The 18,218-nt window shown below is 30.9% G+C and carries 19 protein-coding genes and 1 pseudogene; 4 read left to right on the top strand and 16 right to left on the bottom strand.

What is annotated here, in order from left to right; all coding sequences use genetic code 11:
• Window positions 1–90: 90 nt before the first annotated feature.
• The 4 genes from EKL97_RS15385 to EKL97_RS15370 form a co-directional block, all read right to left on the bottom strand.
• On the bottom strand, window positions 91–903 hold the full coding sequence (locus EKL97_RS15385) for a hypothetical protein (RefSeq protein ID WP_126569293.1): 813 nt from the start codon (window positions 901–903) through the stop codon (window positions 91–93).
• On the bottom strand, window positions 903–1,472 hold the full coding sequence (locus EKL97_RS15380; protein ID WP_126569292.1) for a hypothetical protein: 570 nt from the start codon (window positions 1,470–1,472) through the stop codon (window positions 903–905). The genes EKL97_RS15385 and EKL97_RS15380 overlap by 1 nt, the downstream gene beginning before the upstream one ends.
• Window positions 1,473–1,624: 152 nt before the next feature.
• On the bottom strand, window positions 1,625–2,998 hold the full coding sequence (dgt, locus tag EKL97_RS15375) for a dGTP triphosphohydrolase (protein ID WP_410503685.1): 1,374 nt from the start codon (window positions 2,996–2,998) through the stop codon (window positions 1,625–1,627).
• A 607-nt stretch (window positions 2,999–3,605) separates the two neighbouring features.
• Window positions 3,606–4,376: a hypothetical protein gene (locus EKL97_RS15370; RefSeq protein WP_126569290.1), complete on the bottom strand. Its 771-nt coding sequence runs from the start codon at window positions 4,374–4,376 to the stop codon at window positions 3,606–3,608.
• Window positions 4,377–4,788: 412 nt separating this feature from the next.
• Here EKL97_RS15370 and EKL97_RS16155 point away from each other — a divergent pair, with 412 nt between their 5' ends.
• From EKL97_RS16155 to EKL97_RS15960, 3 genes are all read left to right on the top strand, one after another.
• On the top strand, window positions 4,789–4,992 hold the full coding sequence (locus tag EKL97_RS16155; RefSeq protein WP_370453900.1) for a hypothetical protein: 204 nt from the start codon (window positions 4,789–4,791) through the stop codon (window positions 4,990–4,992).
• 23 nt (window positions 4,993–5,015) lie between these two features.
• Entirely contained in the window at window positions 5,016–5,744 is a 729-nt protein-coding gene (locus EKL97_RS15360; protein WP_126569289.1) for a superoxide dismutase, read from the top strand.
• Between the two features lie 130 nt (window positions 5,745–5,874).
• Window positions 5,875–6,267: a group II intron maturase-specific domain-containing protein gene (locus tag EKL97_RS15960; RefSeq protein WP_233588613.1), complete on the top strand. Its 393-nt coding sequence runs from the start codon at window positions 5,875–5,877 to the stop codon at window positions 6,265–6,267.
• Window positions 6,268–6,404: 137 nt separating this feature from the next.
• Here EKL97_RS15960 and EKL97_RS15350 read toward each other — a convergent pair whose 3' ends face one another.
• Entirely contained in the window at window positions 6,405–7,727 is a 1,323-nt protein-coding gene (locus EKL97_RS15350) for a HEPN domain-containing protein (RefSeq protein ID WP_126569288.1), read from the bottom strand.
• A 95-nt stretch (window positions 7,728–7,822) separates the two neighbouring features.
• Entirely contained in the window at window positions 7,823–8,143 is a 321-nt protein-coding gene (locus EKL97_RS15345) for a hypothetical protein (RefSeq protein ID WP_126569287.1), read from the bottom strand.
• Between the two features lie 95 nt (window positions 8,144–8,238).
• Here EKL97_RS15345 and EKL97_RS15340 point away from each other — a divergent pair.
• Window positions 8,239–8,580 (top strand): annotated as a pseudogene (locus tag EKL97_RS15340) (transposase); the annotation flags it as partial.
• A 222-nt stretch (window positions 8,581–8,802) separates the two neighbouring features.
• Here EKL97_RS15340 and EKL97_RS15335 read toward each other — a convergent pair.
• The 10 genes from EKL97_RS15335 to EKL97_RS15290 all read right to left on the bottom strand — a co-directional run bounded on the left by EKL97_RS15335 (window position 8,803) and on the right by EKL97_RS15290 (window position 17,697).
• Window positions 8,803–9,720 carry an alpha/beta hydrolase gene (locus EKL97_RS15335; protein ID WP_126569286.1) on the bottom strand — a complete coding sequence of 306 codons (918 nt, stop codon included), beginning with the start codon at window positions 9,718–9,720 and terminating at the stop codon, window positions 8,803–8,805.
• Between the two features lie 209 nt (window positions 9,721–9,929).
• Window positions 9,930–10,625: an SEC-C domain-containing protein gene (locus tag EKL97_RS15330; RefSeq protein WP_126569285.1), complete on the bottom strand. Its 696-nt coding sequence runs from the start codon at window positions 10,623–10,625 to the stop codon at window positions 9,930–9,932.
• An 18-nt stretch (window positions 10,626–10,643) separates the two neighbouring features.
• Window positions 10,644–10,835: a hypothetical protein gene (locus EKL97_RS15325; protein ID WP_126569284.1), complete on the bottom strand. Its 192-nt coding sequence runs from the start codon at window positions 10,833–10,835 to the stop codon at window positions 10,644–10,646.
• A 26-nt stretch (window positions 10,836–10,861) separates the two neighbouring features.
• On the bottom strand, window positions 10,862–11,617 hold the full coding sequence (locus EKL97_RS15320) for a hypothetical protein (protein ID WP_126569283.1): 756 nt from the start codon (window positions 11,615–11,617) through the stop codon (window positions 10,862–10,864).
• Window positions 11,618–11,839: 222 nt separating this feature from the next.
• Window positions 11,840–12,676: a DUF5694 domain-containing protein gene (locus tag EKL97_RS15315; protein ID WP_126569282.1), complete on the bottom strand. Its 837-nt coding sequence runs from the start codon at window positions 12,674–12,676 to the stop codon at window positions 11,840–11,842.
• Window positions 12,677–12,969: 293 nt separating this feature from the next.
• Window positions 12,970–13,869 carry an alpha/beta hydrolase family protein gene (locus EKL97_RS15310; RefSeq protein WP_126569281.1) on the bottom strand — a complete coding sequence of 300 codons (900 nt, stop codon included), beginning with the start codon at window positions 13,867–13,869 and terminating at the stop codon, window positions 12,970–12,972.
• A gap of 232 nt (window positions 13,870–14,101) precedes the next feature.
• Complete coding sequence (locus EKL97_RS15305; protein ID WP_126569280.1) at window positions 14,102–14,683, bottom strand: hypothetical protein; 582 nt, start codon at window positions 14,681–14,683, stop codon at window positions 14,102–14,104.
• 232 nt (window positions 14,684–14,915) lie between these two features.
• The gene (locus EKL97_RS15300; protein ID WP_126569279.1) at window positions 14,916–15,611 is read right to left on the bottom strand and encodes an RloB family protein; all 696 of its coding nucleotides are present in this window, start codon (window positions 15,609–15,611) and stop codon (window positions 14,916–14,918) included.
• Window positions 15,612–15,614: 3 nt separating this feature from the next.
• Window positions 15,615–16,952 (bottom strand): AAA family ATPase, encoded by a 1,338-nt coding sequence (locus EKL97_RS15295; RefSeq protein WP_126569278.1) that lies wholly within the window; start codon window positions 16,950–16,952, stop codon window positions 15,615–15,617.
• 427 nt (window positions 16,953–17,379) lie between these two features.
• Window positions 17,380–17,697 (bottom strand): hypothetical protein, encoded by a 318-nt coding sequence (locus tag EKL97_RS15290; protein WP_126569277.1) that lies wholly within the window; start codon window positions 17,695–17,697, stop codon window positions 17,380–17,382.
• Window positions 17,698–18,218: the final 521 nt, after the last annotated feature.

Genomic DNA, 18,218 nt, shown 5'->3' with positions numbered 1-18,218 from the left:
GCCGTATACGAGACCCGTACGTACGGTGGTGTGAGAGGCGCACTCCGTCAGTTTCTGGCGGAGCCGTCTACTCGATTGGCATAAGTATTTTTATATGTATTCTAATATAAGTTCCTTTTCAGACCACATTATAGGTTCTTTTGTTGTTTTTTCATTTAAGAGTTGAAACAAAGAAGACGACCTTTCCGGAGAATATCCTTCTGATTTGTCATTAAATATTGTTATTCTTTGATCAATGAAATTCTCATATTTTGATTTAAATGCGATTTCAAAATTAACAATAGATTTTCTTAAATCATTTTCAAAATAACTTGGAGATGAACCAGTAACATAAGTGATTAAATTTATTTTTGATTTTTTTGTAATAATCGCATTAAATTTAATGTTTTTATAATCATCTAAATAATGCCTCAATTTCACATCATTATTGTAGTTTATCTTTAAAAAGGTGTTTGCATCACTTCTGAAAGTTTCTCTTTCTTTTTCCTCTTTTTCGTCTTTGTATTGTATACAAAATGAATTGACAGCACCTACAATAAAATTTGCTAAATCAAATACTGCACTTGGAATTTCTTCAATTTTGTTACAGATTTTATAATAATATTCAATCCCTGTTTTATCTAAAGTTGATTTTACTTTATAATTCAAAGAATAAGAAGAAATTATTCTTCTTATTAGATCTTCTGATTCTTCAAAATATGGGGTTTCGTAATAATTTTGATCAATCCAACCGCTATCTGTGACTACGATTTTTTGATTTGTAATCGTTACAAAAACTGAAACAAATTTGTTATTAATGGTTGAAAATGCAGTTATTATCTCTAAAGCATTATCTCTTTCTTTGAAACTTGTTAAGTTACAAAAAGACTTCTTTATTTGTTCGATTACTTTTTCGTTTTCCATTATTCAAAATTAATGTTATCAAAGTTAATATTATTATTTTCTTCAAAACCTAATTCTTGAATTAGTTGAGCGACAGTTGGAAAATTATTATCAATTAACTTTGAATTTGTTTCCATACAAAATAACGAAATTCCAAAATTTATGTCATTTGCAATTATTTGCGCTTCAGTTTCATTTTTTAAAGTTTCATTTTGGTATGCTATATAATTTCCATTTTCATCAAATGAATTGAAATGAGGAGTCTTAATTGATTGTTCTTCAAGTGGAGTTTGTGGATTTTTATTTCGGTGAGCAGGACCATCAGAGTCAAATCTAAAGTATGGTTGTTTAATGAAATTTTGACATCGAAGTTTTATTCCATATTTATTATCTCTTTTGCTTTGCTCAACCATAAAAACAACATCTTCACTAATAGTATTGTGTTGAACGTTAGATTGACCTTCAAACCAAAAGACATTATTTTTTTTTGGTTTTAGAACAATTTCTTTATTTAGGACAATTTTTTCTTCGAAAACTAACTCATTAAAAAAACTGAATTGATCTTTCACTTCTATATTTGGTTTATTCACGCTTCGTTTTTTTAATATTTATGCCAACGTTTTGCTGCTTTGAGATGGCTGGAAAATCGTAACCGCTCAATTTTCGGCTTAACGAAAACTTAATGCGAAACGATAATTCCACTAAATTCCAGCTAGCTCAAATGGCGGTTGTACCTTGTTATTTATATTTCGATTCCTCTCAAATTTCTGTACAATTTTAGTGCGTAAACGTCTGTCATACCTGAAATAAAATCAATAATATGCATAACTTTTACATAAGGAGTACTAGATTCATCAAATGAAAATTGTTTAGGCAATAACTGAAGTATTTTCTTTTGTTCTTTATCTCGTATATTTTCAGGTGTTAAAGCAGAAAAAACAAAATCTTCAACTAGACCAGACATAATTCTAAATCCAGCGATTTCTAATTCAACTACTTTTCTAGCATTGTAGATTTTTTCAATAGATTTTTTTTCAATTCGTTGCATTACCGATTGTAATTCAGGAATGTCTTCTATTAAACTTTTTTGATAAATTCCTTTTAAAATATCTTCTTTTTTATCCCAAAACACATCTGCACATTTATGAATAAGTGCATTAATTGATTTAGCTCTCAAATATGCTATTGATTCATTTGGGTCACCTTTTAATATTTCCGCCTGTTCAGTTACCCATTCTATGTTATCTTTTGGATTATGGCTAATGATTTCAAGAAATGCAGAACTAACTTCTTCGTAAGATAATATTCCTAATCTGTGTGCATCTTCAAAATCTATAATGTTGTATGAAATATCATCAGCGGCTTCAACTAAATATACAAAAGGATGCCTTTTGTATGCAATTCTAGATGCTATATCGTCAGGTATCATATTTAGTTCATTAGCAATATCAAGAAAAACTTCTTCGTCGATTTTGAAATAACCATATTTTTTTCTGTGAAGTATTTTTTTATCTGATGCTAGAGATTCACACGGATATTTTAATATTGATCCAATTGTGCTATATGTCAGCCTAAAGCCTCCTTTATTTCTATCACGTTGTTGCATTGTTAAAACTCTTAACGCATTTGCATTTCCTTCAAAAGTAATTAAATCTTGCCATTCCGCATCTGAGAACATAGCTTTAAATTCAATATCTTCAGGTTTTTTCGTGTCTCTTTTCTTAAAATATTTAGAAATTGCTTCTTCACCAGAATGACCAAATGCAGGATTTCCTAGATCGTGTGCTAAACAGGCAGACGATAAAACATTTTTAAGACTGTTTCTGTAAAATGGCCGAGCATTCTCGTCACTTTTAACTTGTGGCAGTTCTGAAATTTTCTTTCCAATTATTTTTCCTAAAGATCTTCCAACACTTGAAACTTCTAAAGAATGTGTTAGTCTATTATGAACAAATACTTCTTCGGGAAGTGGAAATACTTGCGTTTTATTTTGAAGTCTTCGAAATGGACTTGAAAAAATGATTCTATCCCAATCTCTTTCGTATTGAGTTCTTATATCGTCTTGTCCTTTCTGCATTCCAAATCTTTTTGGAGAGAAACAATTGTTCCAAGTCATTTCCATTTTTAGCTCTTGTTTTATGGCCGGTTCGTATATAATGAGGTACAACTAGTATATAACATCAAGAAGTAACACCTTATTTAAAGTTTTACCATAACTCAAGCAATATTTCTATGGCTGTAAATAAAAGCTTTTAAAATTATTAATACAATACCCACTTTTAGTGATATTTGGTTTGAATTATATAGCTTTTTCCAGATTTAATACGTCCATAAACAAAAAAAAGACACCTCATCAGGATCTTTCTATCCCTTCCAGCTAACGTTTTTATTATATCCCCTCCAAAACTCATAAAACTTCCCTCTCAGGTAAAGGCCTAAAAACCAAGCCACAATTAGCGTTATTATTTCATACCATTCCATACCTCAGATATAGAACCTATACAGAGTTCCTCTTTTAGCATGAATTCAAAAACTCCGTTTTTGATAAGCTTTAATCCCGAATTGACAAGTACTACTTACCGCTATAAGACAGAAAAAGATGCCTAAGCATCTATTTTATATCTATGATAATAGTTTTCACAACGCCTTATCTGGCTAGAAATCTTTTGGAGAACAATTGAAAATTTTAGCAATTTCATTTAAATGTTTGATATTATTTTTGGCTATCTCTCCCAGCTTATTCTATAATAGTAACCAATTTCGGGATTGAGTAAATGATATTCATAACTTTTGGTTAACGTGTCGAACGGAATTTCTCTTATTTTTTCGAAACTTGAACTCACATTTGAATTAATCTTGCATTTTTGTAAAATTGCATTCTGATTGTATTCCAACGGTTTATGCTTAAGTATTATTCTATAATGTACAATGTCTATCTCATTTAACACTCTAGTTTCCACGTGAGGCAATGATTTTTTATCGACATCATCAAGTTCAGCTTTAAAATGGACTACACAGTTTTGGTTGTAATATATTGGTTTTCTAAATTTTAATAAAGCTTTATCGTATTTTGTCACATCTTGTTCATCTACTATATTTACAACATCTTGTAAATCAGATGTGATTTTAGGCAAATGCGTTCCTGTCCATTTAAAACTATATTCCATTTCTGTCAGAATAGGTTTTTTGGATTGGATTAGTTTATAAGTTTCGTAAGTTATTATATTACCATCTAAAGTTTCATATTTAACAAAACTTGATCTGTTTTCGTGGTCTGTTCCTCTTATTTCTAATATTTTAAATAAAGCATATACTAAATATGAAGTGAATGTAATTAAGATTAAGCAGAAAAAAGAAAGTGCGACATAGACAGCCCAACTCTCTTTAACGAATACTATAAAAAGACCTAAAAAGGAAGCAATAGAAGCAAGGAAGTAAAATTGCTTCGAGAAAATATTTACAATTGTTGTAAATATGCTTTTAAATATACTCATAATATTAGGATAATTTTCATCCCAATATTACAATATTTTCTATTAATTAAGCATCTCCTCCCATAATAATATTATTTTTGATTAATAAAGTTATACAAATATATAACATTTTTTTTCAGAACAGAACTTGTTCCAGTATTCATTTATTTTTTTACGGAATTCTGAGGTATAATATCACCTAACTTATCTACATACTCAGCTTTTTAATCAAAAAAAAGAGTATTAATTCTCAAACATACAAAACCATTTTCACAATACTTTATGGTTTTCCTCATTATCAGAAAATAAATGTCAAGAAAAAGACATCTCTCAGCATCTTTCTACCTCTTCCCCTTACTCTTCCAACTATCATTTTTATCATAATTCCTCCTAAACTCATAAATCTTCCCTCTCAGGTAAAGACCTAAAGAAAATTGCACAAAATCAATCAATTAAAGCCTTTGTAGAAGGTGTTACTGCGACGGTTATTGGAGCTTTGGTAGGTGCAGTTATTATAATCGCAACAAGAAGTATTTTAGATATTCCTACGGTACTAATAGCTATTGCAACAATTTTTGCTTTACTTTATATTAAGAAAATTCAAGAACCATCTATTATTGCTGTTCCAGCAGTATGAGGTATCATTATAAAATTAATACTATGAACAGAAAAGAGTTTTTAAAATCGAGCACTTTATTAGGTGCAGCTTCGCTAATTCTTCCAACAAATAATGCATTTGCCACAAATTTAGCTGATAATTCAATTGATAAATTGGTTGATGCAAACGGCAATTATATTCAACAAACACTTCCGTATAGTGAAAGTTTTTTAGAACCCTATATGGATTCAGAGACCTTGCATTTGCATTATGCTTTTCATCATGGTGGTGCAGTAAAAGGGGCAAACAAAGATTTGCAAATGATAAAAAAAGCATTGGCCGAAAATAATTTGGAAACCATTGATTTTTGGACAAAAAAATTATCCCATCATTTTTCATCACATATTTTACATTCCATATTTTGGACAAACCTAACTAATAAAAATACCTCGCCACAAGGCGATTTACTAAAGCGAATAGAGAAAAATTTCGGAAGTTTCGATAAACTTAAAATCTTAATTGCTGCTACCTCAAAAAATGTTGATGGAAATGGTTGGGGAATTTTAGCATATCAACCATACAGCGATAGTTTGGTAATTTTACAATGCGAAAACCACGAAAAACTAACACAATGGGGTGCCATTCCTTTATTAGTTATTGATGTTTGGGAACACGCCTATTATTTAAAATACAAAAACAAACGGACCGATTTTGTGGATGCCTTATTTAATATCATCAATTGGGATAACGTGGCCATGCGATTGAACGATGCGTTGAAGTTAACAAGGTAGTATTAAGGTTAGTTATTTAATTCAAAAAGGATTTTCGTTTGCATCAACCTATTAAAAAGGGGTAAAAGGCAGATATCAGTTAACGGTAGGGGATAAAGCTTGGGCAAAACTCAAGCAGAGTTTAAAAGAAGTGACGCGCAAAACCGCACCCAAAAGTTTCGAGGAACGAATCCGTAAAATCAACGACCCGAGCCTGAAAGGCGAACTGGCGAAGCAAATTCAACGAGGATGGTTAAACTATTTTCGGGGAACGAGTATTCAAGGAAAATTACGAGATATTGATGGTTGGTTGCGCAACCGTCTGCGCTACTGCATTTGGACGGACTGGAAAAAGGCCGAGCGCAAAAGGAAAAACCTGATGCGATTAGGGATTGACAAAGACCATGCTTATGCTTGGAGCAGAACCAGAAATGCTCCGCATTCACGAATACCAAAAATACAATACCAAAGCGTGAGTAAAAGGAGGCTGGCGAATCGGCCAGAGTCCGATTCTAACCACTACAATTACCCTACTGCGACTTAAGAAGAAAGGCTATCAATCAATGTTGGAGATTTACATGGACTCAACCCATCACTTTGCGAACCGCCGTATACGAGACCCGTACGTACGGTGGTGTGAGAGGCGCACTCCGTCAGTTTCTGGCGGAGCCGTCTACTCGATTATGTGACGTTTTTATGTAGGTCATCTTTCAATCCAAATTTAGACAGAATTAAGCAAATTGCAATTTTTCGTATACAATAGATTTGTAGTTTCAGATCTTCTTCCTTGATTGAACTCAGGCTACCGTGTGTTATGCTATCTCTTGTTCTCTTTAATTTATTGAGTGTAAAACCAAATTTTGTTGGGTCAATATTATTTGTTTTTAAGGTTTCTTCCAGAGGGCTTTTAAAAGGTTTATATTCTATTTTATTGAATACACCTTCAAGTTTTTTTTCAAACTCAATTTCATCATTTTTATCTGTTAAATATTGCTTGAAATGAGAAACAATCTCTTTTGTCATTTCATCTTTGCTAATATTAAAGTTGAATTTTTCTTGATTCTTATTTATATTAAATATTTCGATAATATTAAAAAGTAATAGAAAAGAAGCTCCTAGACTAACTTCTCTAGCGTGTAAAAAATTATCTATAGCCTTTGTTAGAGATATCTCATTTGTTTTATAATTACTAAACCAATCAGTTTTTAATATTTTGTCAATAGTAAAATTTTCTTTTAGAAATCTAAAGTTATTTGTCAATTCAGATATGTAAGTTTTATTGTTTGGTTCAGTGTCTCTAAAAATGAAAATTTCATCTTCGGTTCTAAAAACAATTTTTTCAACAATTATTCTTACGCTGAAACAAAAGGATAAGAAATTACAAATTAACTGAATTCTATTTTTAATTTCTTCAAATTCAATTTCTTCAAAATTAAACTTTATCGTTGGTATCTTCTTTATTGTTAACTTTTTACTTCCTCTTTTTTCATTATTTTTGAACTCAAGTTCTGATCTAAATTTTATATTGTCAATTTTATAAAAATCGTGCATTCCATTCATTCGTGATATTGAGAATGTATTCTTATTTTTAAAGTTAGTAAAAAAAGAATAAAAAAGATTTGTAACACTTAATCCATTGTTGTTTAAATAAGCGACACCTTCATTTACAAATTCATTATGGAGATTTTTATGAATAAGACATATTTTGCTGACATAAATCGTAAAGTATTGATTTTTATCATCATTTTGAAAAGAGACGACTTTAAAAATTCGACTTTGGTCAAACATAATTGAAATTTCGGTATCAATAACTTCAAAATTTCCCTCAAATAAGCCTAAAGCATTTTCTGATATTGAAAAATATGAATCAATTCGAGAAGTAGTATCATTATCAATTATTTGAAAATACATTTCCTTGTCATTAACAAATAAATGCGAATGAAATATTTTATCAGATATTTTTTTATCCTTAAATTTTAAATTTAGGCAGTAGTAGTCTTTCACTATTGGTTTTCTTCTAAAATGTCACATAACGTCAGTTCGTCTAAAAACCTCTAAACGAACTGTATTTTGTTACTCATGGAGTAAATATATGTTATTTAAACTACAATTAAAATTCGTTCTGACAAAAGTCGCTTATGATTATTAAAATAAAACAGTCCGTATAAATCTTTGTGAATCTGCTCTCTATTGGCAGGATTTAACTCATTGGAAACTTCAAAAAGTTCCGATAAATCGTTCTCTTTGAGTTCAAGGAGTTCCTTTAAGCAAATCCCAGAAGTTTCAATCACACCAAGATATTTGACGATGGTTGTTCTTGATTTTTCAATACTTTTGGAAATTTGACTATTAGAAAGACCATTGGCTTTCATTCTGATGATTTCTCGTATCATAATTGATCCTATTGATTTATTGGCCATACTGATGATTTGATCATAAAGTAGGCCTAAAAATCATCATCAAAACTGTCCAGTTTGAACCGGAATAGGGTGTTCAGTTTGCCCCGGAATATCCAACTTTTGAGTACAAGGATTATCGCATGGCGGGTGTGAAAAAGCAAATGATACTGACTCATCAGGAATTCATCAGGCGTTTTGCGTTGCATATTTTGCCTAAACGGTTTGTAAAAATCCGGCATTACGGTTTTTTGAGTAGCACTTGGAAGCGTGAAAAGCTGAAACTTTTACAGGAAAAACTTAAGGTAAAAGTTTTAGAAAAAGTAGAAAAGAAGCCCTTTATGCCTAAGTGTCCGTGTTGTAAAACAAGGAATTTACACCGGATAGCGGTTTTTGACCAGCGTGGTCCACCGGCGTGGTTTCTTGGCGGTAGCCAAAGTTCAAGTTCCTATGAAAATTAATTTTATGGGTAAGGGAATTTATGTTCACAAGTGAAGGAACACACGAAAAAAACCAAGCAGAAAACACTCCAAAAAAAAAGAGGCTCGTTTGCCTCTTGTAATTCTCTCTAAAATTTTTACGATAAGTGCATAGGTTGACGGACGTGGAATCGATTCCGTTCAACACAGATTTCATTGTTCGTGCTGCGCACGCAACGAAAACCTTGCTGTTACCTGCTGGCTTTATTTCTGTCTCAGTAACCATTCAATTAATTCATTATTATCCACAATACTCCAAGAATGTGGATGTCTTCTATTGTCAGGTTTTCTATAACCTTTATTTTGTGTTGTTATTAATTCTGCACTTTGATTTCCAAGTCTATTTAGTTCATTAATCATTGCGGAACATTCTGTCGCATTCATACTCGTAAAGTCCGCACCACGTTCTTTCAACCACCAATTTATGTCAGGTTCTGTGTAAATTCTCAAAGGCATTTTTATCAATTGTTTAATTGCTCTTTGGGTTGTGTCTGAAAATGAGTAAGGCGAAATAGTGTAATATTCGGTAAGGTTTGTTGTTGGACTTCCACCAGTTTCTTTTTCAATTCTGTCTATCATATAAACATTCTCTTGATTGGCTTCGTTGTCTTTTGAAAGTCGAATATCTCTTTTTGCGGAATTATAAAATCTTTCAAAGTCGAGTGGTGGGTCAATCGCAAAAACTGCTGTTGGTTTAATTCCTGCGTTTTCAGCATATTTAATGACACAACTACCGCCAATTGAAAATCCACCAACATAAAATTTTTGGTCAATAAGTTTGTGTTTAGAGGTTACATCTTTAAGAATTTTGTCAAAAGTTTGTTGGCTTAAACTGTCTACACCAAAAGATAAAACACCGTCTTGGAAGGTTGGAATAATTGTCAAAATTCCGTTTAATGCTAATTTGTTAGGTAAGTCAGTTTGTTGTAAAACATTTTCTGCTGTTTCACCAAAACCCGGAATTAGAAAAATATATCCTGTCAAAGGAAGTTTTGGCGGATAAATTATTGTGTAACAATTTTTGCTAGAATCATTTTTGTCAAGAAATACTTTTTCTATTTTCTGTCCAAATGAATTTGTCAGAATGAAGAGTGTAAAAATGGTTAATTTCAGTCTTAGCATTTTAGTTGTTGTTGTTGTTGTTGTTGTTGTTGTTTAAGCTTGCGGGTAACATCCGTTCGTCTAAAAACCCCCAAACGAATTTTATTTTATTAATCAGAAAGTAAATATATGTGATTAAACTACAAATTATTTCTTTTTTAAAACTACCTCCACTTCCGTTCAACACGAGTTTCATTGTTGGCTCTTCGAGTCAAACGAAACTCTGGCAGTTAAATATCTTTTAAAATAATTAATTCTAAATTTTTGCCATGGCAATCAATAAAAGGCTTTTGAGATTGACATGGACAAATTGAGTTTTGGTTTCCATTTAAATTTAAAATGCATCTTACTATTTCTCGTAGTTCAATCAAATTAACCTTATGTTTCAATTGGTTTTCATTTAATACACTGCTGAGATCATAGAGAAATGCTCTTTCTCCACGATTATCAAACCGATATATTGCTTCACAAACCTTAATCAAATCATCAACTAGTTCATTGTTTGTGGTATTTATTCTAATACTATCTTTTTGCGTTCCATCGTATGTCAGTTTTTCATCTTCAACAAACAATATTTTTTCAATTGATATTCCCTTCGGAGTGATGTCATGTAAATTCAAATTTTTATCTTCCCACACAGCATGAAATTCAGCTTCGACTAAGAGATTAGTTTTCCAAATTTGCCAGCCAAGAATCATTTTGCCCGAATCACGTTCGATTTTACGCTTAACATTGTTAAGACAATCCATAATTTGTGAATCGGTTTCGCTTTCAACATTTAGCAAAATTGGTTCGTGAGAGGCATTCAATTTTTTTAATAGTTTTTGAATGTCTTTATCAAGTATTTTTACCATCATTTTTGGATTAATTGCCAGTAACATCAGTCCATCTAAAAACCTCCAAATAAACTGTATTTTGATAATCATCGAGTAAATATATGTTATTTAAACTACAATTAAAATTCGTTCTGGCAAAAGTCGCTTATGATTATTAAAATAAAACAGTCCGTATAAATCTTTGTGAATCTGCTCTCTATTGGCAGGATTTAACTCATTGGAAACTTCAAAAAGTTCTGATAAATCGTTCTCTTTGAGTTCAAGGAGTTCTTTTAAGCAAATCCCAGAAGTTTTAATCACACCAAGATATTTGACGATGGTTGTTCTTAATTTGTAATTCTTTTATAATGCTCGTAAATATAATCTATTTGCTCTTTTGCTTTTGGATGTAAGTCTTGTAATCTTAAGAATTCTATAACATAATTAAATTTCGAATAATATGTAAAACTTAACAATTCTATCAATTCATTTTTATGATCAATTTCTAATTCACATTGTTCTACTGCAAGATGTACATTGAAATAAGCGACAATTAAATTATTTATATGTAGGTGGATTGAATGATAGGAATCCTGAATATCAATTTTAGTTTTTCCTTGACTTAATTTATTTTCTCGTATTTTAAAATATTCGACTAAAAAAAGATTTATTGCCTGAATACCGACAAAGTTATATTTTTTTGCACTTTTATCATTTAGCGAATTTGTATCTGAAATTAATGTTCCACCGTGAAAAGAAATTTTAAAGTTATTGATTTCGTTTGCAATTAGTAAAATTCTTTCTCTATAATTTTTAAAAAGTAAATCTTGATGTTCGTTTTTTTGTGTATGTAAAAATTGTCTTTTTAATTCATCATTTGCTAATTTCTGTATGTAAAAGGCAATAAAGGTTAATAGCGCACTTGCTATAGCAATTATTGGATTTAATATTCCGCCCAATGCATCACCTAATACACCAAAATTTTCAGGCTTTTCAGCATTCCATAAAAATTGAAAAAAAATTATAACAAATCCAAATATTGCTAATCCAATAAGTATAAAACTAACTATTTGAGTTTCATTAATTAATTTATTTTGTTTCATTTGTTTCTTGAATTCTCTAGTTTTTTTTTAAAAATTTCTGCCAATGTCAGTTTGTCTAAAAACCTTCGAACGAACTTTATTTTTATTAATTAGTTAGTAAATATATATATAGGATTTAAACTATAATTAAACTGCTTTTTAAAACTACCTCCAGTTCCGTTCAACCGGAGTTTCATTGTTCGTGCTACGCACGCAACGAACTCTAGCTGTTGGCAGCAATAACTAATTTAGATATTGATCTACTTCGATAATTTCAATACTTGGATGACACTCCAAATAATCTTTTAATGCTCTTATATGACCGGCTCCGTATAATACCAAAGCTTTTTTAGGATTATTTTTTAAAATATCCTGAATGATGTTTTTATATATGTTTGTATTCCTAATCATATTATCGTGAGCATAAAAAACACCGTTTTGATTTGAATCAATATCTAAAAAAGAAGTAATGTTAGCATAAAAAATGTTATTTAGATATGATTTAGAATTTATTTTTATAAAAGCATCAACCATTGTCATTTTTGGAATTTCAATATTTATATTTTGAATTTTGATACCTATTTGTTTGTCATGTATAGAAAATACCGAAGGCTTTTGGGTTTCTAAAGAATTCTGATACAAATTAATTTTATTTCTATATTCTACGTACGCTTTCTCATTATATGAATTTTCAGAATCTTGTTGCCAATCTACACAGGTTACTCCAGTTTTAAATTTTAGATTTTCGGCTAATTTGATTCCAATTTGAAATATTTCATTTTTTATTTTTAGCGCTTTGTCATCTTGATAGGCAACAAAAATGCTATCCCAATATTGTTGTCGATTGGGTTGGTTTTCCACATATATTTTTTCAGGATTGTAAGCTTTCAATTTTTTTAAAAGTAAATTCAATTCGGCCTGTTTCTTAGGGTTTAAAACATCATCTGAAACTTTATTTTTATCAGATGTTGCACCAAAATGATAAGTTCCTAATAATAGAACTTTTGTTTTTTCTTGTCCAGTTGCATAAACTGAAAAAATAAGCGAAAGGATTAAAAGTAAAACTTTAGAATACTTCATAGGATTGTGTTTAGGTTTTTATTGCTACCAACGTCAGTCCGTGAAAAAACTTCGGTTAGTTTTCTAACAAATATAGGAATTAGCGTCAACAAATTCGTTTTTCAAGTTTAGAAGACGCAATAAGTACAGCTACTTACGTCCTAATTTTCGGCTCCCTTTAGGGGCTGGGTAAAACGAAAACTTCACAATACTCAATCCTCGCAACCCCTTAAACTACCTCCGCTTCCGTTCAATACACGCTTTATTGTTGGCTTTTCAAGCCCAACGAAGCCATATCTGTTGTAGGCAGTGCTTTATTTTGATACTTTAGACTTCTTAATATTCAAAGCTTTCTGTTTTATCCATTGAATTGAAATATCAACAGTTTCTGTAATATCGCCGGAAGAAGTATTGTGACCTAATGTTGAAAACAAAGTATATTCGAAAGGTTTACCTTGAACTTTGAATGTATTTAGTTGCTCTATACATAACTTTACTGGAATTTGGATATCTTTCTCGCCAAAAAGCCAAAGTCCTGGAATTGAAAGAGTATTCAGAGAAATTTTTGGGTCAGTCGCAACGAATTGATACCTGTCTGGGTCATTTTTAGTATGTTCACGAGCATCTGATTCTGTATGATTTTCCCAAAAATTATTGTTGCAGTTAGTATAAAACTGAAATCGAAGTTGTTCTAGAGTTGTAATTGTAGGGCAACTAAATAAAACCATAAATTCTATTTGTGGATTTTTGCTTGCAGCAATTGGGATTATCCATCCTGCTTGACTGAAGCCAACTAATCCAATTGGTATTTTTTTATCTTTCAAATAGGTTCGAAATGTGCTTACTGCTGAACTTGCATCGTGAGATAATAAATTAAGATTAATAGTGTCAATATTATTAGTACCAACAGATGGCCCTACATATACACCGCCCGATTCTCCAACTCCTCGTTTATCATATGTCAATACAGCAACACCTTCTTTGGCAAGACGTATTGCGAAGTCCATTTCTCTTTTTACAGGATCAGACCCGTGAACAATTACAACTGCTGCAATTGTTTTTTTAGGCGTTAAAATTGAGCCTGCAAGAGTGGCGCCTTGACTTTCAAACTTTACATCTTGAATGGTAAAGTCAGCCGATTGAGAAAATACCATTTCTGGTAAAGTTATTAATAGTAACCAAAGAAATAAGTTAGAAGAAAAGTTTATGTTCATTTTAGTTTAATATAAAAATTACTTTAGATTCTCCAGTCTGCGGTAGCATTGCCTACAACGTCAATTCGTCCAAAAACCTTTAAGCGTACTTTATTCGTTAATTAGAATGTAAACATTTATGATTTAAACTACAAATTATTTCTTTTTTAAAACTACCTCCGGTTCTGTTCAACCCGGGTTTCATTGTTTGTTCTACGCACGCAACGAACCCTTTCTGGTAGCAGTAGTTATTCTATTTTTTATTCTGCGCCAATTCCCATTCAGCTTTCGCTTTGTCGGCGTTGATTTTTGAACTTAGTTGTAATTCATCTATGATTTTATCGCTGAAAATTATCACAGATTGTAAAAAATTGGCAAAACCTGCAATAGCTTTTTTTGATGTTTCAACGTCAATGCTTTGGATTTGGTTATAATATATTACATAGTTTTTGTCATAATGACCGGCCGCTTTGTTTCTTAAAATGGATATTTTATTATCATAATAATATTCCTTTTTTAATTTTTTAAGCTCTAAATTTAACTCATTGTATTCCTCGTTTAAATGGGGATAATTAGAAATAATTAATTTACGAAAACTTTTTTGATAATTATCGTAAGTTTTGATTGCTTCATAAATTGCCAAGAAACCATTTCTTGAATAATATATTTCGTCCCACGCTGTTTTAGCGTTTATTATTCCACTAAATGAAACCAATAAATCAAGATAAGCAGCTGATAAAAAGCTAATATATTTTATCTGATTAACTGTTGTTTTAAAAAGCTCAAGCACACTTTCCTTTTCAGTAATCAGAATTTCTTTTTCAACAAACTCCATTATTTTAAATAGTCCAATCAATTCATTATGATGAAAGTCTATTCGCTCGTTAATTGTGTCGTTGCTGTTTTTCATATAATTCTGACTAACGCCAGCCCATCCAAAAACCTCCATATGAACTTTTTTTTAATTAAAAAGTAAATATATGATTTAAACTACAGTTACTTTTAAAACAACTGGCAGTTCCGTTCAACCCGGGTTTCATTGTTCGTGCTACGCACGCAACGAATCCCTAGCTGTTACCGGCTGGGCTTTTCTTCCTGTCATCAAGGCATTGGTCTAATTGAGGTTTAGTAAATCTAATTATTTGCTTTGCAAGGTTAAATACTTCTGTCGAATACAATTCTGGTTGTCCATTTAAAATTTCAAAGTTTTCTTCTGCTATTAAAGTTGCTTTTTGAATTTCCAAAGGCATACCTCTATTGTCAAACCCACCTTTAATTTTCGAGTCGACATATTCTTTAAAACTAGCAAATTTGGAGGTCTCTGTAAGTTGGGGTTTCTCGGAGTGAAAATGATAGTAAAGCCAAAGTTCAAAAGACGGATTACTTTGAACCAAAAACCATACTTTATTATCTTTATTTCTTTCTTCTATGTATGTTTTTAGTATATTTATTTTATCCCCTTCATTCCATCTGTCGGTATCAATTATAAACCAAATCTCATCTTCTAATTCTATTGAAAGTGTGAATTTTGGGCTAACAGATTCATTTCCGTGAAAAAGTATTTCTGAATTTTCTTTTAACTTGATAGGATCTGATTTGCCGTTATCGTTTGGAATGGGAATAATATCAATATTTGATGCAAAACCTTGAAAAAATTTAAAGTAATTAACCTCTTTATCTCCTTCGCAAAATAAGTAAACCTTTTTTGCATTTTTAAAAGACTCAACTTTTTCGTATATCTTATTTCGACTTAAATACTTCATAGTTTACCAATTCAAGTCTTTTAAATTTCCTAAAAAAGGAATTCCACCAAATCTACCTTTCAGATACCCATTTTCAATATCAATAGTGTTGTGAATTTTAAAGTCACTTAATGAGTAGATTTTACTTGAACCTTCTAAATCTTTCTGTGCAAACCAAATCTCATCAGGTCTTAAAATATTTTGGTCAAGTAAGTTTGATTCGTGAGTTGAAAAAATAAGTTGACCTTTAACTTGTTCATCTAAAGTAAGTTTAGTTACAATTTCTTTTATTGTCATCGGATGAATACTTCTCTCTATTTCATCAATAACATAAACTTTATCATTACTTATGATTTCTTGAAATGCAGGAATGTAATCTATTAGTCTTTTAGTTCCATCTGATTCTTGCCCAATATTAAACTCAATGTTCTTTCCTTCAGAATTTATGTGTTTAGTAATTATTCGTTTTGCAATTATCTCATCGTTTTCATAAACCAATGCAACTTCTTCACCTGTTTCGCTATGCGTAAGTAATGATAATTTATTGGGCTCACTCTTTATATCATCAATAATTCGTTTTCTTAGTTTCAAATCTTCTTTTCCAAAAAATTCTTCAAATTTCTTTTTTTCGATTTCAATTTTAGAAATACCCGTATTCAAGCTTGGGATAAACTTGTTTGCAAAATCCATTGTTGAGGTATCTTTATCTAAAATATGTGCGATACCACCTGGTTTAGCGTCTGGCTTAATAATTACTAATGTTTCATCGAACCAATTGTATGCTGTCTTGACTGACTTGAAATCTTCCGGATATTTTTTACTTAAGAAAGTTATTAAAAGCTCATTAGGCTGAACTAACTTTTCTGCTAGAACTTCTGCAAATAATTTCTCCTTCTCGGATTTGTAATAGTCTTTAAAGAATTCAATACTTTGAATGTCGTTGTTAATATTTCTATCAAAAATTAATTCGTCATTGTTTTTATAGCTAAGTGCTAAATATTCATTTAGAATTTTTCCATCCTCAAATGTGATTGTATAGAAATATGCATTTCCATTAGCAATAAACTCAACACCAATAGAAACTGGCAACTTTGAATTTTCTTCGTCCAACTTGAATTTCAAATCTTCAATGTCTGAAGGAAGTTTGCCTTCCTCTACAATTGTTTCTAAAAGGGAGATTGATTTTATTAAATTTGATTTTCCTGAGCCATTTGCTCCATAGATTGCACTAAACCTTAAAAATTCAAAATCTCCAATAGTTACTTTGTGGTGCTGTAATCTCTGTGTCTTATTTGGGAACAGATTAAATTCTGTCTCATCTTTAAATGAGAATATATTCTTAGCAACAAATCTAATTAGCATTGTATTTTTATTTTAACGTGAAAAACTCACACAAAAATAGAGTTAAATTTTTAAAAAACAATAAATGTTATGTTTTTTTTAGTATTTTCCGTGAAGAAATCACGTTTGTTGTAGAAACTAGGGATCCTAGCCTTGCCTACAACGTCAGTTCGTCTAAAAACCTCCAGACCACCTTTATTTTATTATTCAGAAAGTAAATATATTGATTTAAACTACAATTATCCTCCTTTTTAAACCACCTCCAGTTCCGTTCAACCCGGGTTTCATTGTTCGTGCTGCGCACGCAACGAAACTCTAGCTTTTGTGCGTAGTTTTTTTTACATTAAATTTTCTTTCTATAAAAATGTTTATAAAATCCATTTCCCTTAACACAGGCAAGCGCATCTAATAAAGTAATATTTCCATAGTCTTTAGCGTCGACACTCCGCTAGCTAATAATTGTAGACATAGATACACCAGCTAAATGTACATTTTCAGGAAGTTTGTCTCCATTTTTTGTTAAATGAATCTGCATTACTTTTTGCAAATATTCATTGCTTGTTTCATTTAGTTCTTTGAGAGTGGTTTGGATAAATGTCAAAACATATTGGCCGTAGTCTATTACCTCTTTTGATGATGGAATATAGCCTTTATGTATAACTTTATTTCTAAATGTTGATCGTTGCGCTTCTAATCTATTAGCCATTCCTTCCTGTAAACAAATAATTAAAAGGGCTCCAAGTTGTCTTTCAGATTGATTAGCCATTTGTTTCCATATTATACTAAAATGTTCGATTGTGACTGAATTTTTTAATAAAATTACAAGAATACAATATTCAATAAATCTTCCAAACGACCTTTATTTTATTAATTAGGAAGTAAATATACAGGATTTAAACTACCTCGTTCCGCTCAACACAGGTTCCATTGATTTGCCACTTTTCATGGCGTATCAATTCCCATTAGTGCTCAGGATCTCATTAGCAGGACAACTATAGGTAACAATTTTTAAGATTGTTCTTATTCTTTATTCAGTAAAGGCAACAAAAATAAAATAAAATAAAATAAAATAATGCTTGTTGCAGTGCCAAATCCCAGGCTAGGCCTACTCTGAATAAAGTGTTAAGTTAAAAAAGAAGGACAATTTAAAAAATAAAATAAAAATGTAGTAGTACTTAATAGCCTTTCGTTTGTTTTTATAAATAACAACTCACTAGTGTCCACTTAAAATAAGTTGAAAACCAGCTGGTTAGTATTATGTTCATTGACATTATTGTAATCTGATTT

The organism is Flavobacterium sp. LS1P28, assembly GCF_003970335.1.
In the GTDB taxonomy this organism is placed as follows: Bacteria; Bacteroidota; Bacteroidia; order Flavobacteriales; family Flavobacteriaceae; genus Flavobacterium.
This window is presented reverse-complemented; position numbering and strand designations above follow the sequence as displayed.

Excerpts from the sequence above, each read along its gene's own strand:
- EKL97_RS15385 (WP_126569293.1), bottom strand. The coding sequence starts at position 903 with ATGGAAAACGAAAAAGTAATCGAACAAATAAAGAAGTCTTTTTGTAAC.
- dgt (WP_410503685.1), bottom strand. The coding sequence starts at position 2,998 with ATGACTTGGAACAATTGTTTCTCTCCAAAAAGATTTGGAATGCAGAAA.
- EKL97_RS15370 (WP_126569290.1), bottom strand. The coding sequence starts at position 4,376 with ATGAGTATATTTAAAAGCATATTTACAACAATTGTAAATATTTTCTCG.
- EKL97_RS15360 (WP_126569289.1), top strand. The coding sequence starts at position 5,016 with ATGAACAGAAAAGAGTTTTTAAAATCGAGCACTTTATTAGGTGCAGCT.
- EKL97_RS15345 (WP_126569287.1), bottom strand. The coding sequence starts at position 8,143 with ATGGCCAATAAATCAATAGGATCAATTATGATACGAGAAATCATCAGA.
- EKL97_RS15335 (WP_126569286.1), bottom strand. The coding sequence starts at position 9,720 with ATGCTAAGACTGAAATTAACCATTTTTACACTCTTCATTCTGACAAAT.
- EKL97_RS15330 (WP_126569285.1), bottom strand. The coding sequence starts at position 10,625 with ATGATTATCAAAATACAGTTTATTTGGAGGTTTTTAGATGGACTGATG.
- EKL97_RS15320 (WP_126569283.1), bottom strand. The coding sequence starts at position 11,617 with ATGAAACAAAATAAATTAATTAATGAAACTCAAATAGTTAGTTTTATA.
- EKL97_RS15315 (WP_126569282.1), bottom strand. The coding sequence starts at position 12,676 with ATGAAGTATTCTAAAGTTTTACTTTTAATCCTTTCGCTTATTTTTTCA.
- EKL97_RS15310 (WP_126569281.1), bottom strand. The coding sequence starts at position 13,869 with ATGAACATAAACTTTTCTTCTAACTTATTTCTTTGGTTACTATTAATA.
- EKL97_RS15305 (WP_126569280.1), bottom strand. The coding sequence starts at position 14,683 with ATGGAGTTTGTTGAAAAAGAAATTCTGATTACTGAAAAGGAAAGTGTG.
- EKL97_RS15300 (WP_126569279.1), bottom strand. The coding sequence starts at position 15,611 with ATGAAGTATTTAAGTCGAAATAAGATATACGAAAAAGTTGAGTCTTTT.
- EKL97_RS15295 (WP_126569278.1), bottom strand. The coding sequence starts at position 16,952 with ATGCTAATTAGATTTGTTGCTAAGAATATATTCTCATTTAAAGATGAG.
- EKL97_RS15290 (WP_126569277.1), bottom strand. The coding sequence starts at position 17,697 with ATGGCTAATCAATCTGAAAGACAACTTGGAGCCCTTTTAATTATTTGT.